Below are 16,516 nucleotides of genomic sequence, written 5' to 3' on the forward strand. Positions count from 1 at the left end.
CAGGATTGACGGGAATAGCGGGTTGAAGAATGCGGCCGCAATTATTTGCCGGGCCAAACCTCAGCGATAATCCTCCGGCAGTATGGCTTCTACGAACGGCGACGTGCTGACGCCACTAAGTGGATTATTGTTCTTCAGGAAGAACGCATGCCGATCGGTCGCTCCTCGCTTATAGCGAAACAGGCAACGGACTGTGGAGTAAGCGGACATGCTGAGCGTCACCATTAAAAATCGTTGAGCATTAACAGGGGAATGGTAAGGTTGTTGTTTGCTCACTTCCAGAAAGGCCTTCGTTATGAACAATATAATACGGAAGAATTATCCTGAGTTAGGTGAAGTAAAGGCACCTTATGTTCATTCTGTAAAACATGGCAGCACGCTCTATGTTTCAGGATTGACCGCATTTGGCACACCTGCTCAACATAAAGGCATTGTTGAGCAGGCTGAAGAAATATTCAGTCAACTCAGGAAAATTGTCAGGGTAGAAGGCGCGGATTTCTCAACCCTGATCAAAGTGACCATTTTCATTACCTCTTTTGAAGAGATCGCTGCGCTTCGTGAAGTGCTGTACCGAAATTATGGTCATCACTTACCTGCCAGTTCGCTCGTGGAAGTCAGCCGCCTTTTCTCTCCAGACCTCTCAATCGAAATTGAAGCTATTTTTGGGCTTTAATTCATTCCTGACGGCCGGGTAGTGATGGCTATTCGGTTAAATGAACGCTTTATCATTCCCGTATGTCCGCTTTGCGCTTATGGCTGGCTCTAAAGCCGAACTGCAAGCGTCACGGCCTGCGAAATAGCGGCCTGCATCTTCTCAGCCTCGCCCCTCGCCTACAAAAACCCCATTAAAATCAGGTGTTTATAGAAACATTTTTTAACACTAACTGTTTACATTGAAATGAGAATTCATATTATTCCGATAATCACTATCACCTTTAAAGGGTGATTCACGTGCGGTACGGGGCATCAACGCCTCTGACACCTTGAATAATCAGGATGATCACAACAATGAAAGCGCGTCGCTATTGGGCTTTAAACCCTTGTTTATTAATGATGTTAGCCGCTAATGCCTCGGCTGAAGGACAAAAAGAAGAGTCGCTGGTGGTCTCCGCCAGTCGTACAAATCACAGTATGACCGACATGGCACAGACCACCTGGGTCATTGAACAGGCTGACATTGAGCAGCAAGTTCAGGGCGGGAAAGAACTTAAAGAGGTACTGGCGCAGTTGATCCCCGGTATGGATGTCAGCAGCCAGGGGCGTACCAATTACGGTATGAATATGCGCGGTCGTTCCATGATGGTGATGGTTGATGGCGTGCGGTTAAACTCCTCGCGCAGCGACAGCCGTCAGCTGGACTCTATCGATCCGTTTAATATCTCCCGCATTGAAGTGATCTCCGGCGCGACCTCCCTCTACGGCGGCGGCAGTACCGGCGGCTTAATCAATATCGTCACGAAAAAGGGCCAGCCGGAAACGGAAGTCGAGTTCCAGACCGGCGTAAAGTCGGGCTTCAACAGCCATAACGATAATGACGAAAACATTGCGGCGGCAGTCAGCGGCGGCAACGACAACGCCTCGGGGCGGCTGTCAGTGGCGTATCAGCGCTTTGGCGGCTGGTATGACGGCAAGGGTAACGAGGTCAACATTGATAACACCCAGACCGGTTTGCAGTATTCAGACCGTCTGGACGTGATGGGCACCGGCACCCTGAATATCGACGATCATCAGCAGTTGCAGCTCACCACGCAGTATTACAAGAGTGAATCCGACGGTAAGCACGGCCTGTATCTTGGCGAAAACTTCTCGGCCGTGACCGGTTCCGGCAATGCGTACAATAAAAATAATCTCGACTCCGACCGTATCCCTGGCACCGAACGCCATCTTATTAACCTGCAATATTCCAACACCGATTTCTGGGGTCAGGATCTGCTCGCACAAATTTACTACCGCGATGAGAACCTGACGTACTACCCCTTCCCTACGCTTTCAGGTGGCCGGGTCACCAGCATTGGCGCATCCCAGCAAAAAACCGATTTTTATGGCGGCAAACTCACCCTCAACAGTAAACCTCTGGATGCGTTAACGCTGACATGGGGTGTGGATGCCGAGCACGAAACCTTCGATGCCAATCAGCAGTTCTTCGACCTTAACAAAGCGGCGGCCAGCGGCGGCATGAAGCTGGATAACGCCTATAACGTCGGTCGCTATCCGGGCTACAGCATCACTAACCTCGCCCCGTTCCTGCAATCGAGCTATGACTTCTCCGCCATCACCCTGAGCGGCGGCGTGCGTTATCAGTACACCGAAAACAAGGTCGACGATTTTATTGGCTACGCCCAACAACAGGGGATTGCCACGGGCCGAGCCACCTCGGCAGACGCTGTACCGGGCGGGAAAACCGACTACAACAACCTGCTCTTTAACGCCGGTATTCTGGGTCATCTGACCGAACGTCAGCAGCTCTGGTTTAACTTCTCGCAGGGCTTTGAGATCCCGGATTTGGCGAAATACTACGGCTCCGGTACTTATCAGCTGGTGAATGGCCATTACCGCCTGGTCAACAGCGTTAACGTTAACGACTCGAAACTCGACGGTATTAAGGTAGATGCCTACGAGCTGGGCTGGCGCTTTACCGGGGATAACCTGCGCACCCAGATTGCGGGATACTATTCGCTCTCCGACAAAACCATCAACATCAACAAAAGTGACATGACCATCAACGTGGAAGATGATGAGCGTCGCATCTACGGTGTTGAAGGCCAGGTGGATTACTTCTTCACTGACAGTGAGTGGAGCACCGGCACAAACTTTAACGTGATCAAATCGGAAACCCGCGTCGATGGGAAATGGGAAAAGCTAACGGTAGACAGCGCCAGCCCGTCCAAAATGAGCGCATGGGTGACCTGGGCGCCAGGCGACTGGACGCTGCGTGTGCAAAGTACGCAGACCTTTGATTTGTCTGATGAAGCGGGTAAACGCATTGAAGGCTATAACACCGTGGATCTGTTAGGCAGCTACCTTCTGCCGGTGGGCAAGCTGAGCTTTAGCGTTGAAAACGTCCTGGATGAAGACTACACCACGGCATGGGGACAGCGCGCACCGGGTCTGTACAGCCCAACCTATGGGGCGGAGAACCTGTATACCTATAAAGGCCGCGGTCGTACCTTTGGCCTGAACTACTCGGTCCTGTTCTGATAGTAACAACTACCGCCTGCAAGACGGGCGGTAGTTGACAGATATCACTGCTCCGGTAAGAATGCTGTACATTAAAACAGTGTTTTTGGAGATCTGTCATGTTCGTGGAACTGGTTTACGACAAACGAAATGTTGCGGGGCTTGCGGGCGCCAGGGAAATCATCCTGGATGAATTGACCAGACGCGTGCACCGCATCTTTCCGGACGCCGAGGTGAAGGTTAAGCCGATGCAGGCGAACGGTCTGAACAGCGATGCCAGTAAAAGTGATCGGGAAAAACTCAATCGCATGCTGGAGGAGATGTTTGACGAGGCTGATATGTGGCTGGTAGCTGAGTAAGCCTCTCACGCCCTGAGACGGAAACCGCATCTTGCCCCCAGCGTCTATACTCCACAACGCCTGAAAAAAGGGTTCATCTTTGAGGTTTCCGCTATGACGACCTTTCATCAACTTTCTGCCACCAGCCTGCGCGGCCAGCTTATCCCGATGGCCGACTATGCAGGTAAGCTGGTTCTGGTGGTGAATACCGCCAGCCACTGTGGTTTTACACCGCAATACGCCGGCCTGGAAAAGCTTTATAAAAAGTACGCCGACCAGGGGCTGGTGGTGTTGGGTTTTCCCTGCAACCAGTTCGGTAAGCAAGAACCCGGCAATGCCGACGACATCACGCAGACCTGTCAGATCAACTACGGGGTGAGCTTTCCGATATTCGAGAAAGTGGACGTCAACGGCCCCACGGCGCACCCGGTGTTTCGTTACCTGCAAGACGAATTACCCGGCGTGCTGGGTAAGCGGATCAAGTGGAATTTCACTAAGTTCCTGATCGGACGCGACGGCAAACCCATCAAGCGTTTTGCACCGCTCACCACCCCGGAAAAACTGGAAGCCTCTATTCTTGCTGCTCTCGACATCTAGCGGATGTGCCGCAACGCGCGGCAGCACATTTTGGCTGCAACACCCATCAGGAACTGGTATACTGTATATAATTACAGTACGGAGGGCGCATAATGGCTGTTGAAACAAAATTTGTTGTCGTAAGAAAAGGTGAAGAGAAAATGACATTTGCCAGTAAGAAAGAGGCTGACGCTCACGACAAACTGCTCGACCTGGCAGAAGCGTTCACCGACTGGCTGTTGCAAAGCGGTAAGCAGATGGATGAAACGCAGGCTGAAGATCTTGGGCTGTATCTCGCCGAGCAGAAAGAGGCTGTGCAGCATATTCTGCGTACCAGTAAGGTGCCCGATCGCAATGCCACCCCTGCAACAGATAACACCGAGTCAGATGCGGCTGGCAGTAAAAAAATCAGAGCGGTAAAAGCGGCCTGATAGCCAGAACACATCATCACCGATCCTGAACGCCGTAAGCAGAAAACTGCTTGCGGCGTTTTTTTATGTGGAAGTCCATAACGGCTTACTGGACGAGGCTTAAAATCCGCTGCGTACCAGAAGCAGAGAACAGGCGCTATAGTGTAAGCCCCAGAATTAAAGAGAATCGGGATATGACAGAAACACAATACAGGAGTGCGCTGCACGATATTCTTCACATCCACACGCAGGAGGCGGTCGAAAAGATCCGCGGCATTAAGGGCATTCTTCCCATAAAAACGCAGGCCGTTGAGGTGGGTATCCATCCCGTCCAGGATGAGGACGGGATGTTTTCAGTCATGATCCATCTCCGGGGGCCAGATTTATACGTGTTAAACAGCGCTATAGCGCCTTACCGCGAGCTTTTCGACGTAAAATTTATCGACGGTAAACTCCAGCCAGACGTGCCCATCTTCGACCCTGAAGAGGTTTCATTTTCGGTCAACGATATTATTGTTGAGGCAGCCATTGGCTGGATTAAACAGGTCTGGGCCTTGTCTGGCGGTTTAGGCATTCCGGCATACGTATTTGGTGAGGAGTGCGACTGTACAGAAGGGCTTATTCCTCTCGACTAAGAAGATGAACTCTTCGTTTAGGGAGCGTGCTTTCCAGCCACGACGGGGGCGTTTCGCTTGCCCGTCCCACAGAAAACGTTGTGGAACAGTTATTAGCCTGCCGACCTGAGCGTTGTACGCTGATGTTCAAAGATACCCCGCGCTTTTATCACATTGTCCGCAACCCTCGACATCTCAAAGAAACCGGTGATAGGGATATCTTGCTGGTCGCCCCCTTCCCCCACCAATATTTGCCCTAAACTCCCTGCATACCTGATGTATTGTGATTAACTCAAACTACAAAGGACCCTGCATCATGCTCAAAATCCTCGGCAAAATCACCTCCATCAACGTGCGTAAAGTGCTCTGGACCTGCGAAGAAATCGGTCTGGACTATCTCCAGGAAGATTACGGCAGCGGCTTTGCCTCGACGGAAACCGATGCCTTTCGCACACTGAACCCGAACGCCATGGTGCCGGTGCTAATCGATGGCGATTTTGTTCTGTGGGAATCCAACGCGATCTGCCGCTATCTGGTGCGCAAAGCCGGGCGTGACGATCTGCTCCCCGGCGATCCGCAGGGGTGTGCTAACGTCGAGCGCTGGATGGACTGGCAGGCAAGCGAATTTAACAACGCCTGGCGCTATGTCTTCCCGGCACTGGGGCGTAAAAACCCGGACTTTAACGATCCTGAACGCATTGCGGCGGGGATTAAGGAGTGGAACCACCATATCGCGATCCTTGATCAGCAGCTGCAACGCACCGGGGCATGGGTGGCGGGCGAGACCTTTACCCTGGCCGACGTGGTGCTGGGGCTGTCGGTGAACCGCTGGAAAATGACGCCCTTTGACCGCCCGTCGTTCCCTGCTAATGAGGCCTGGTTTGCACGCTTAAACCAGCGTCCGGCATTTTTACGCCACGGGAATAATGGAATGCTGTGAGCATCGCGCGTCGTCTCGCGATTGCGACACAGCAGTCGGGAGACGTTTCGCGTCCGGGTTTAAATAATCCCTTTTTTAACAAGGTTATTTTAATTAATTACTAAATCTCCCTCCACCTCCGGTGCCGTAATAATTAAGCACTATCCTGGACAACCCGTTAAAACGCTTTGCTAGCCTGATTATTCAGGCAAAGCTCAAACCGGAGGTATTCTTTGCTGATTAAACTCAAGAAAGAACGAACGCATCAGGAGGATCGTCGGCTTGCCCTGTGGCTCGCCACTTCCGCAGGATTGCTGAATGCCATTGCGCTGGGGGCATTCGGCTTTTTCCCTTCCCATATGACCGGCAACACCTCACAATTTTCCAGTGAAGTCTCCTCAACGGATCTGAATGATATTATTTTCTTTGCCACGATTATTTTAGCCTTTGTCACGGGGGCAATCGTTGCACGGATTATTGTTTTATGGGGCATTGTTCATAATGTCCGGCTCATTTTTTGTCAGGTTTTGTTTATTGAAGGGTTATTACTGGCGGGTGTGTCCCTGTATGAAATGTTTTTTCATACCTTCACCACCAACCGTGAAATTATTGTTTTTCTCTGCGGCCTGATGGGGATCCATAATTCAACCTCCACTCAACTTTCCGGTGGCCGGGTAAGATCGACTCATATTACCGGCACGTTAACCGACGCAGGCATTTCGCTGGCCTCCGTGGTAGTGGCGATGCTCCGCCGGGACTACTCCAAAGATACCGCAGGACAAAAAAATCAGCTGATAACCCATCTCACCACCCTTTTCTCGTTTATCACCGGGGGTATTGCGGGGCTGATACTGTTCAGGTGGTTTGGCTTTAATGCGATGCTGGCGCTGGGAGTCATACTGGTGCTCGTGGCCGCCTTTTCCATTGTCAGTACCTCACTGCGTGTGCGCAAGGTTCGCGCTGCGCTTAGCAAATCATAAACCACATCCTTTCATTAAGTGACGGTGTCACTTAATGAAATTATCTTTAAGACAATTCTGCCCGCCACCTGTCAGCCCTTATCCCATAAGGCATAACCCCATGTTTCCCTCACTTTCATAGGGTTACAAATTTCGCCGCTTCGCTGGAACCCTTCCCGTTCGCTTGCTATAGCTCAATGACCCCTGCCGATTCATGGCATAACAACAGGCAACCGATGGTTGCTATAACGCATGCGCACAGGGAGACACACCGCAATGCATCCACTATTCAAACGTTCGCTGCTTTTTGTCGGCGCGATTATCGTGGTCGTCGCCCTCCTCGTCTGGGGAATTGGGCTGGAGACCATCAAAGCGCGTCAGGTTGACCTGGTCTATCTCGGGCAACAGCATCTGATTTTAGTCTTCTCATCGATGTTCTTCGCACTGCTGGTCGGTATTCCCAGCGGTATCTTGCTGAGCCGTCCGGCCGCGCGCGGTATCGCCGAATACGTCATGCAGATCTTTAACGTAGGGAATACCCTGCCGCCACTGGCCGTTCTGGCGCTGGCGATGGTGGTGATTGGTATTGGCGATACCCCTGCCATTATTGCCCTGTTCCTTGCCTCGCTGCTGCCGATTGTGCGTAACACCTACGCTGGGCTGTGCTCGGTGCCTGGCTCGTTACTGGAAGCGGCAAACGGTATCGGCATGACCAAATGGCAACGGCTGTGGCAGGTGGAAATTCCTAACGCCTGGCCGGTGATGCTCTCCGGGATCCGCATCGCTACCGCCATTAACGTCGGGACTGCGCCCCTGGCCTTCCTGATTGGTGCCAGCAGCTACGGTGAGCTGATCTTCCCGGGTATTTACCTGAATGACTTCCCGACGCTGATTTTGGGTGCCGCGGCCACCGCCCTGTTCGCCCTGATTCTGGATACGTTGCTGGCGGCGCTGGGTCGTCTGATGAGCCCGCATCTCGCACGATAATTATAATAAGGAGCTTTTATGAGACTGTTTACTGGCCTGACGGCGCTGTGCGCCGCCGCGCTCTTCTCCAGCCAGGCGCTCGCCGCGCCGCTGATTCTGGCGACCAAGAGCTTTACCGAACAGCATATTCTTTCGGCCATGACCGTGCAGTACCTGCAAAAGAAAGGGTTTCAGGTACAGCCCCAGACCAACATTGCGACGGTCATCTCCCGCAATGCCATGATCAACAAGCAAATCGATATGACCTGGGAGTACACCGGTACTTCGCTGATCATCTTTAACCACATCAACAAACGCTTGTCACCCCAGGAGTCTTACGAGACGGTGAAACGCCTGGATGCGAAACACGGCCTGGTGTGGCTCCAGCCTGCTGACATGAACAATACCTACGCCTTCGCTATGCAGCGTAAGCGCGCCGAAGCAGAACATATCAACACCATGTCGGAACTGGTGGCAAAGGTTGAACAGGTGCGTAAAACCGACCCTGATAATAACTGGCTGCTCGGTCTGGACCTGGAGTTTTCCGGGCGCAGCGACGGCATGAAGCCGCTGCAGGCCGCCTACAACCTGGAGCTTGATCGCCCGCAGATCCGCCAGATGGACCCCGGTCTGGTCTATAACGCGGTGCGCGATGGCTTTGTCGACGCCGGGCTGATTTATACCACCGACGGGCGCGTGAAGGGTTTTGACCTGAAGGTACTGGAAGATGATAAAGGCTTCTTCCCGAGCTATGCGGTGACCCCGGTGGTGCGTAAGGACACCCTGGAGGCCAATCCGGGTCTGGAGGAGGCGCTGAACACCCTCTCTGCCCAGCTCAATAACGACGTTATCACCGAGCTGAATAAAAAGGTGGATATCGATCATCAGTCACCGCAGCAGGTCGCCCGTGATTTCCTGCGTAGCAAGCAGCTGCTGTAAGGAGGCGCTATGGATACGATTCACTACATGATTGATAACTGGGGTTATCTCTGCACCCTGACGCTGCAACATCTGTGGCTGGTGGCGCTGGCTGTTGGCCTGGCCATCATTATCGGCGTGCCGCTGGGCATTCTGATTGTACGCCACAAATGGCTGGCGACCCCGGTGCTGGGTATTGCCACCATCGTACTGACCATCCCATCCATTGCGCTGTTTGGTCTGATGATCCCGCTCTTTTCGCTGATCGGTCAGGGTATTGGTGCCCTGCCCGCGATTACCGCGGTATTTCTCTACTCGCTGCTGCCGATTGTGCGTAACACCCACACCGCACTCGACAGCCTGCCGCCTGGCCTGCGTGAGGCGGGACGTGGCATCGGCATGACCTTCTGGCAACGTCTGCGCTGGGTAGAGATTCCCATGGCGCTGCCAGTGATTTTCGGCGGGATCCGTACCGCCGTGGTGATGAACATCGGCGTGATGGCGATTGCCGCCGTTATCGGCGCGGGCGGTCTGGGTCTGTTGCTGCTTAACGGCATCGGCGGAAGTGATATTCGTATGTTGATTGCCGGTGCGCTGATGATTTGTCTTTTAGCGATTGTGCTCGACTGGTTACTGCACCGTCTGCAGATCGTACTGACTCCAAAGGGGATTCGATAATGATAAAACTGGAAAACCTCACCAAACAATTTTCACAGAAGCAGGGCCAGACATTTAAGGCCGTAGACAACGTTAACCTGAACGTACCCGAAGGGGAAATGTGCGTTCTGCTTGGACCGTCCGGCTGCGGCAAGACGACAACCCTGAAAATGATTAACCGTCTGATTACCCCGAGCAGCGGGAAGATCCTGATTAACGGTCAGGACACCAGCGACATGGATACCGTCACCCTGCGTCGTAACATCGGCTACGTGATCCAGCAGATTGGTCTGTTCCCGAACATGACCATCGAAGAGAACATCACCGTGGTGCCGCGGATGCTGGGCTGGGACAAAGCGCGCTGTAAAACCCGCGCTGAAGAGCTGATGGATATGGTGGCGATGGACCCGCATAAGTTCCTTAACCGCTACCCACGTGAAATGTCCGGCGGTCAGCAGCAGCGTATCGGCGTGATTCGCGCCCTGGCGGCGGATCCTCCGGTACTGCTGATGGATGAGCCTTTCGGTGCAGTCGACCCGATTAACCGCGAGGTGATCCAGAACCAGTTCCTCGAGATGCAGCGCAAGCTGAAAAAGACCGTGATGCTGGTGAGCCATGATATCGACGAGGCGCTGAAGCTCGGCGACCGCATCGCCGTCTTCCGCCAGGGGAAAATCGTCCAGTGCGCCAGCCCGGACGAACTGCTGGCGAAACCGGCGAATGAGTTTGTCGGTTCGTTCGTCGGCCAGGACCGCACCCTTAAGCGTCTGCTGCTGGTCTCGGCGGGCGATGTGACTGACCAACAGCCGACGATCACCGTTCGCCCGGCCACCCCGCTGCCGGAGGCCTTCGCCACGATGGATGATAACGACATTCGCGCGGTCACCGTGGTGGACGAAAACGGTAAGCCGCTGGGCTTTGTGAAACGTCGCGAGGCGCGCCATGCCAGCGGCACCTGCGCCGATCTGATCCACCCGTTCCGTATGACCGGCAAGGCTGAAGACAACCTGCGCGTGGTGCTCTCCCGTCTGTACGAGAGCAACACCAGCTGGATGCCAATTGTCGATGAAGACGGACGCTATAACGGCGAGATTTCGCAGGACTATATTGCGGAATATCTCAGTTCCGGCCGCACCCGCCGGGCGCTGAATATTCATAGCGAGAGTTAATGTTGTAAGCCGGGCACTGCCCGGCTCTTTACGTTGCTAACCCCACGATTTCCCCCCACAATATTGTATCTTTCCTGTTTACGTGTACCCCATGCATCGACTCCATGCTTACCCGAACATCCGCGCGATGTTTCGCCGACTGCTGATTGCCACCGTTACCGGCGTGCTGGCAGCGCTGGCCGTGGCGCTGTTTCGTCACGCCATGTATTGGCTGGAGTGGCTGCTCCTGAGTAATGAAAGCGGCAGCCTGGTGAATGCCGCCAGCAGCCTCTCCCCCTGGCGACGTGCCCTGACTCCCGCCCTTGGCGGGCTGGCGGCCGGACTGTTGCTCTGGGGCTGGCAGCGGATCAACGCGCAGCGCCCTCATGCTCCCACCGACTATATGGAAGCCCTGGAAACGGGCGACGGACAGTTTGACTATGGTGCCAGTCTGGTGAAATCCCTGGCATCGTTACTGGTGGTCGCCAGCGGCAGCGCCATTGGCCGTGAAGGGGCGATGATCCTGATGGCCGCTCTCGCCGCCTCGTTTTTTGCCCAACGCTTTACGCCGAAATCCGAGTGGAAGCTGTGGATCGCCTGTGGTGCCGCCGCCGGGATGGCGAGCGCGTACCATGCGCCCTTAGCCGGCAGCCTGTTTATAGCCGAGATCTTGTTCGGCACCCTGATGCTGGCGTCGCTTGGGCCGGTGGTGATTGCCGCGGTGGTTGCGCTCCTCACTACCCGCCTGCTCAGCCCCGGTGCCAGCACGCTGTATGAGGTGCATCTCAGCGAAACGCTGACCGGGGTGGATTATTCCCTGATGGTCGGCATGGGTCTGCTGGCGGGGGTCTGCGGCCCGGCGCTGATGTGGCTGATGACCTTCACTCACGCCCTGTTCCTGCGCCTCCGGCTTTCCCCGCCGTGGCAGCTGGCATTGGGCGGGCTGATCGTCGGGCTGTTGTCACTGCTAACGCCTAAAGTGTGGGGCAATGGCTACAGCGTGGTGCAGGCGTTTCTGCTCGCGCCGCCGCTGCTGTCGGTAATTGCGGGGGTATTTATCTGTAAGCTGCTGGCGGTACTGGCCAGCAGTGGTTCGGGAGCGCCAGGCGGGGTATTTACGCCAACGCTGTTTGTCGGCATGGCGACCGGGATGCTGTTTGCTCAGATCTTTATGCTGTGGTTGCCCGGTTCTGAAACCGCGATTTTGCTGGGGCTGGCGGGGATGGCAACGCTGCTTGCCGCCACGACGCACGCGCCGATCATGTCGGCGCTGATGGTCTGTGAAATGACCGGGCAGTATCTGCTGCTGCCCGGCTTGCTGATTGCCTGCGTGGTGGCGTCGGTGCTGTCGCGAACGTTACGCCACGACTCGATCTACGGACAACACACTGCCGAGAGTCGAGAGGTCGATGTAGTGCGCTAGATCGCGCTGCTCTGCGCGCGGCAGATAGGGCAACTCGCCGACCAGCGGACCCGGCAGCTTTTTACTCAGCACCTCAATAATTTCAGCATAGTGGGCCAGGCCCGGATTGATACGGTTTGCCACCCAGCCCACCAGCGGCAGGCCGTCATTGGCGATGGCCTGTGCCGTCAGCAGGGCGTGGTTGATACAGCCTTCCTGAATGCCCACCACCATCAGTACCGGCAGTTGCTCCTGCACTACCCACTCTGATAACGGACGCAAATCATTCATCAGGCTTCGCCAGCCGCCAGTCCCTTCAACCACCACGTGGTCGACCTGATCGCTCAGGCTGGCCAGCCCGTTCGACAACAGGGTGTAATTCACCAGCCCGCTGTGGGCCACGCTGCTCTCATCTTCACTGAGGGCAATGGGGTTTACCGCATGGTAAGGCAGTTCGAGAGAGGAGACGCTTTGTAAAACCAGCGCATCTTTATTGCGCAATCCCTCTGGCGTCTCTTTACTCCCTTTTGCTACCGGTTTGTACCCTGCGACGCGCTTTCCGCTTGCCATCAAGGCTTGCAGCAAGGCGCGGGACACCACCGTCTTGCCGACAGAAGTATCAGTACCCGTTACAAAGAAACGCTTAAGCATCACTAACTCCACCGTTATGCTTTGGAAATATAAATCAAGGAAATAATTCAGTGGAGGAAGTCTAAGGCATGCGCTATCCGCTCAGTTTGAGATAGCGCAATTTTTAGTAAGACTTTAAGGATTGTTAACCCTGTAGCAGGCGGATCAGCAGGGAGCCGTTATACATCGCATCTTTCACCAGCGCCGCACCGGCCATCGTCCCCTGATTGGTAAACTGGGTGCTCTCCACCACGATATGTTTACTGTAGGCTGGCAGGGACTGCTGGCGAATTGAGTCGGCGATCGCCGGAAAGAGGACCCCTGCCGCCTGGCTCAGTGGCGAACCGATCAGGATTTTTTGCGGATTGAAGAGGTTAACCATGATGGCAATGATGCGCCCGACGTTCGTGCCAACGCCGGTAATGATGTCTTTCGCCAGCAGATCGCCCTGCTGGGCGGCGGCGCAAAGCGACTCCACCGTCAGGGGTTGACCGTGCAGAGTTGAACTCATCGACTGGCCGAGCCGCAGCTGGGCCAGCTCCAGCACGCTGTCCACGCTGGCAATGGTCTCCAGACAGCCGTGGTTACCGCAGTAACAGCGTTTGCCGTAGGGATCGACCTGGGTGTGGCCAATCTCCACCAGGCTGCTGCTCCCGGCATGCAACAGACGACCATCGGTTATCACTCCGGCGCCGACGTTGTGGTCGATGACCACCTGAATCACATCCCGCGCCCCGCGTGACGCGCCGAACAGCGCCTCGGCCATCGTCCAGGCGCTAATGTCATGCTGAATATAGACCGGCACGCCGGTATGGTTCTTCAGCACCTCGCCCAGCGGCATCTCTTTCACGTCATCGTAGAACGGCATCCGGTGCACGATACCATTTTCGGTATCAATGATACCCGGCATGGTGATCGCGATGGCGGTGAGACGCTCCAGCTTCTGCTGGTGATGAATAAAGAACCGATCGATAAGCGCAGTGATCCGCACCTCAAGCGGCTGCTCGGCTTTCAGCTCCAGCGGCAGTTGCTCTTCCACCACCAGCTTGCTGCTGAGATCGCGCAATGCAAGGTAGATTTCACCCCGGCTGATGCGCAACGAGAGGTAGTGCCAGGCTTCGGTTTCCACCACCAGCCCCACCGCCGGACGGCCGCGGCTGCCCGGCTCCTGAATTTCCGTCTCCTGCACCAGATGCGCTTCGAGCATTTCTCGTACGATCTTGGTGATACTGGCAGGTGCCAGTTGCGCAAGGCGGGAAAGATCGATGCGCGAGACCGGCCCAAGCTGATCAATCAGGCGATATACCGCACCCGCATTGGTCTGCTTAATCTGATCGATATGCCCAGGCTGACTATCAGCAACCACCACGTACTCCCTTATTTTCGAGCTTCGAAATAAACTGTGGGCTATGGTGAAGCACTTCTACAGTAATCGTCAAATTTTTACTTAGCCTTGTGATTTACAGCACATTTTTACCCGCTTTTTTTGCGGCTCAGCCGCCTGATGAGGCGTCGATCAGCAGTTTTTTGAAACGTTGTGCCGCGGCGCTAAGCTCATGATGCTTCGACCACACCAGCCACATCTCTGACACCGCGTCCGGTTCGGCTATCGCCACCCAACGCATCTCGTTCAGCTGGAGTCGCTTAAACGAGGCCGGCAGAATCGACACGCCCAGCCCCGCCGCCACCAGCCCGATAATAGTCATCGCCTCGCCCACCTCCTGAGTGATGACCGGCGTGACCCCGTAGCGACGCAGCAATCCCAGAATGTCGTCATACAGACCGGTACCTACCCGCGGATCAAAAAAGACAAAAGGCTCCTGGGCCAGCTCCGTGAGAGAAACCACAGCCTTTGCCGCCAGGGGGTGATCCCGATGAATCATCGCCAGCAGCGGCTCCCGCAGCACCTGCTGCCACGCCAGGGTATCCGGCAGTTGAGTATTACGCATCAGACCAAGATCGAGAGAGCCTTCGCTCAGCGGAACGATCTGCTCCCGGGTGTTGATCTCCCGGGTCTGGATATGGACATCCGGTGAGAGGCGGCGAAACGTCGAGAGCGTATGCGAGATGGCGCGGATAAAAGGCGCAGAGGAGGTGAAGCCAAGACGTAGCTCTCCGGTTTCGCCATGATGCAGCCGTTCCGCCCGGGCTGCCGCCTCGTCCACCAGGCCCAGGATCTGACGGCTATCGGCCAGAAACTGACGCCCTGCCGCCGTCAGCCCCACGCTGCGGTTGGTCCGCGCCAGCAGACGCGCCCCCACCTGCTGCTCCAGCGCCTGAATTTGCTGACTCAGCGGCGGTTGGGAGATATTCAGCCGCGCCGCCGCGCGACCAAAATGCAGCTCCTCAGCAACGGCCACAAAGTAGCGCAGATGACGCAGTTCAATATTCATATTTTTAACGTATCATTTGAGATTATTAATATATTAGACAGAATATTTACATTTTCCTACCCTGATCCTTGTGGTCATACCCGTCACCAGAAATCACGGGGATGTTGAAGCAAGGAACTTACGTGAGTCGTACAACAACGGCTGATATCGCCCCGACAGATGATATCGATCTCTTACCCACCCAACCGCGGCCGGTCCAGTTCATCAAACGCGGTACCCCGCAGTTTATGCGCGTCACCCTGGCGCTCTTCTCCGCCGGACTGGCGACTTTCGCCCTGCTCTACTGCGTGCAGCCGATCCTGCCGGTGTTGTCCCAGGAGTTTGGGGTGACGCCTGCCAGCAGCAGTATTTCGCTCTCGATTTCCACCGGGATGCTGGCGATTGGTCTACTTTTTACCGGCCCGCTGTCAGACGCCATCGGGCGTAAACCGGTGATGGTCACCGCCCTGCTGCTGGCCTCGGTCTGTACGTTGCTGTCCACGATGATGACCAGCTGGCACGGAATTTTGATCATGCGCGCGCTGATCGGCCTTTCTCTCAGCGGCGTGGCGGCGGTGGGTATGACCTACCTCAGCGAGGAGATCCACCCCAGCTTTGTCGCCTTCTCCATGGGGCTTTATATCAGCGGTAACTCCATTGGCGGGATGAGCGGACGACTCCTGAGCGGGGTCTTCACCGACTTTTTCAACTGGCGGATTGCGCTGGCCGCGATCGGCTGTTTTGCGCTGGCCTCAGCACTGATGTTCTGGAAAATTCTGCCGGAATCGCGCCACTTTCGCCCTACCGCTTTACGGCCAAAAACGCTGCTGATTAACTTCCGCCTGCACTGGCGCGATCGGGGCCTGCCCCTGCTGTTCCTGACCGGTTTTCTGTTGATGGGGTCGTTTGTTACCCTGTTTAACTACATCGGCTACCGGCTAATGCTTTCGCCCTGGCATTTAAGCCAGGCGCTGGTTGGCCTGCTGTCAGTGGCTTATCTCACCGGTACATGGAGTTCGCCAAAAGCCGGGGCGATGACCACCCGCTTTGGCCGTGGCCCGGTGATGCTGGCCTCGACAGGTATCATGCTGGCAGGCGTGCTGATGACCCTGTTCGCTAACCTGGGGGTGATTTTCGCCGGGATGCTGCTCTTCTCCGCGGGCTTTTTTGCCGCCCATTCGGTCGCCAGCAGCTGGATCGGCCCCCGCGCCCGCCGCGCCAAAGGCCAGGCATCATCGTTATATCTGTTCAGCTACTACCTGGGTTCCAGCATCGCCGGGACGCTGGGTGGCGTCTTCTGGCATCAGTACGGCTGGAACGGCGTGGGAGGATTTATCGCGTTGATGCTGTGCGGGGCGCTGCTGGTGGGTGTTAACCTGCATAAACGGTTACATTAATGTTGCGTGGCCTCGTGTTTCGCTTCACTGGAT

At 55.4% G+C, this 16,516-nt stretch carries 17 protein-coding genes; 14 read left to right on the forward strand and 3 right to left on the reverse strand.

What is annotated here, in order from left to right:
- Positions 1 to 295 precede the first annotated feature (295 nt).
- From C3F35_RS01195 to clcB, 13 genes are all read left to right on the forward strand, one after another.
- A complete protein-coding gene (locus C3F35_RS01195; RefSeq protein ID WP_103793221.1) occupies positions 296 to 673 on the forward strand; it encodes a RidA family protein in 378 nt (125 codons plus the stop codon).
- A 335-nt stretch (positions 674 to 1,008) separates the two neighbouring features.
- Entirely contained in the window at positions 1,009 to 3,198 is a 2,190-nt protein-coding gene (locus C3F35_RS01200; protein ID WP_103793220.1) for a TonB-dependent siderophore receptor, read from the forward strand.
- A 98-nt stretch (positions 3,199 to 3,296) separates the two neighbouring features.
- Complete coding sequence (locus tag C3F35_RS01205) at positions 3,297 to 3,536, forward strand: DinI family protein (RefSeq protein WP_032617907.1); 240 nt, start codon at positions 3,297 to 3,299, stop codon at positions 3,534 to 3,536.
- A 93-nt stretch (positions 3,537 to 3,629) separates the two neighbouring features.
- On the forward strand, positions 3,630 to 4,112 hold the full coding sequence (locus C3F35_RS01210) for a glutathione peroxidase (protein ID WP_032617906.1): 483 nt from the start codon (positions 3,630 to 3,632) through the stop codon (positions 4,110 to 4,112).
- Positions 4,113 to 4,204: 92 nt separating this feature from the next.
- Positions 4,205 to 4,522 (forward strand): YebG family protein, encoded by a 318-nt coding sequence (locus C3F35_RS01215; RefSeq protein WP_032617905.1) that lies wholly within the window; start codon positions 4,205 to 4,207, stop codon positions 4,520 to 4,522.
- A 173-nt stretch (positions 4,523 to 4,695) separates the two neighbouring features.
- Positions 4,696 to 5,136 carry a DUF6389 family protein gene (locus C3F35_RS01220; protein ID WP_146054054.1) on the forward strand — a complete coding sequence of 147 codons (441 nt, stop codon included), beginning with the start codon at positions 4,696 to 4,698 and terminating at the stop codon, positions 5,134 to 5,136.
- 295 nt (positions 5,137 to 5,431) lie between these two features.
- Entirely contained in the window at positions 5,432 to 6,055 is a 624-nt protein-coding gene (locus tag C3F35_RS01225) for a glutathione S-transferase family protein (RefSeq protein WP_103793218.1), read from the forward strand.
- A gap of 212 nt (positions 6,056 to 6,267) precedes the next feature.
- Complete coding sequence (locus C3F35_RS01230) at positions 6,268 to 7,014, forward strand: YoaK family protein (protein WP_032617902.1); 747 nt, start codon at positions 6,268 to 6,270, stop codon at positions 7,012 to 7,014.
- 255 nt (positions 7,015 to 7,269) lie between these two features.
- Positions 7,270 to 7,980: an osmoprotectant ABC transporter permease OsmY gene (osmY, locus tag C3F35_RS01235; RefSeq protein ID WP_032617901.1), complete on the forward strand. Its 711-nt coding sequence runs from the start codon at positions 7,270 to 7,272 to the stop codon at positions 7,978 to 7,980.
- Positions 7,981 to 7,998: 18 nt separating this feature from the next.
- The gene (gene osmX / locus C3F35_RS01240) at positions 7,999 to 8,898 is read left to right on the forward strand and encodes an osmoprotectant ABC transporter substrate-binding protein OsmX (RefSeq protein ID WP_103793217.1); all 900 of its coding nucleotides are present in this window, start codon (positions 7,999 to 8,001) and stop codon (positions 8,896 to 8,898) included.
- 9 nt (positions 8,899 to 8,907) lie between these two features.
- Positions 8,908 to 9,555, forward strand: a complete 648-nt coding sequence (gene osmW / locus C3F35_RS01245; protein ID WP_032617899.1) for an osmoprotectant ABC transporter permease OsmW — start codon at positions 8,908 to 8,910, stop codon at positions 9,553 to 9,555.
- Positions 9,555 to 10,703 carry an osmoprotectant ABC transporter ATP-binding protein OsmV gene (gene osmV, locus C3F35_RS01250; protein WP_059308032.1) on the forward strand — a complete coding sequence of 383 codons (1,149 nt, stop codon included), beginning with the start codon at positions 9,555 to 9,557 and terminating at the stop codon, positions 10,701 to 10,703. The genes osmW and osmV overlap by 1 nt, the downstream gene beginning before the upstream one ends.
- Before the next feature lie 91 nt (positions 10,704 to 10,794).
- Positions 10,795 to 12,105: a voltage-gated ClC-type chloride channel ClcB gene (gene clcB, locus C3F35_RS01255; protein WP_103793216.1), complete on the forward strand. Its 1,311-nt coding sequence runs from the start codon at positions 10,795 to 10,797 to the stop codon at positions 12,103 to 12,105.
- Here clcB and bioD read toward each other — a convergent pair.
- The 3 genes from bioD to C3F35_RS01270 form a co-directional block, all read right to left on the reverse strand.
- The gene (bioD, locus tag C3F35_RS01260; protein WP_032617896.1) at positions 12,040 to 12,735 is read right to left on the reverse strand and encodes a dethiobiotin synthase; all 696 of its coding nucleotides are present in this window, start codon (positions 12,733 to 12,735) and stop codon (positions 12,040 to 12,042) included. The genes clcB and bioD overlap by 66 nt on opposite strands.
- A 124-nt stretch (positions 12,736 to 12,859) precedes the next feature.
- Positions 12,860 to 14,080 carry a sugar metabolism global transcriptional regulator Mlc gene (gene mlc, locus C3F35_RS01265; RefSeq protein WP_103793215.1) on the reverse strand — a complete coding sequence of 407 codons (1,221 nt, stop codon included), beginning with the start codon at positions 14,078 to 14,080 and terminating at the stop codon, positions 12,860 to 12,862.
- Between the two features lie 127 nt (positions 14,081 to 14,207).
- A complete protein-coding gene (locus C3F35_RS01270; RefSeq protein WP_032617894.1) occupies positions 14,208 to 15,107 on the reverse strand; it encodes a LysR family transcriptional regulator in 900 nt (299 codons plus the stop codon).
- A 122-nt stretch (positions 15,108 to 15,229) separates the two neighbouring features.
- On the opposite strand from C3F35_RS01270, the gene C3F35_RS01275 reads away from it, so the two are divergent.
- Positions 15,230 to 16,483, forward strand: coding sequence for an MFS transporter (locus C3F35_RS01275; RefSeq protein WP_032617893.1), 1,254 nt, complete (start codon positions 15,230 to 15,232; stop codon positions 16,481 to 16,483).
- The last annotated feature ends 33 nt before the right edge of the window (positions 16,484 to 16,516 follow it).

It is taken from the genome of Leclercia sp. LSNIH3 (assembly GCF_002935105.1).
Lineage (GTDB): Bacteria > Pseudomonadota > Gammaproteobacteria > Enterobacterales > Enterobacteriaceae > Enterobacter > Enterobacter adecarboxylatus.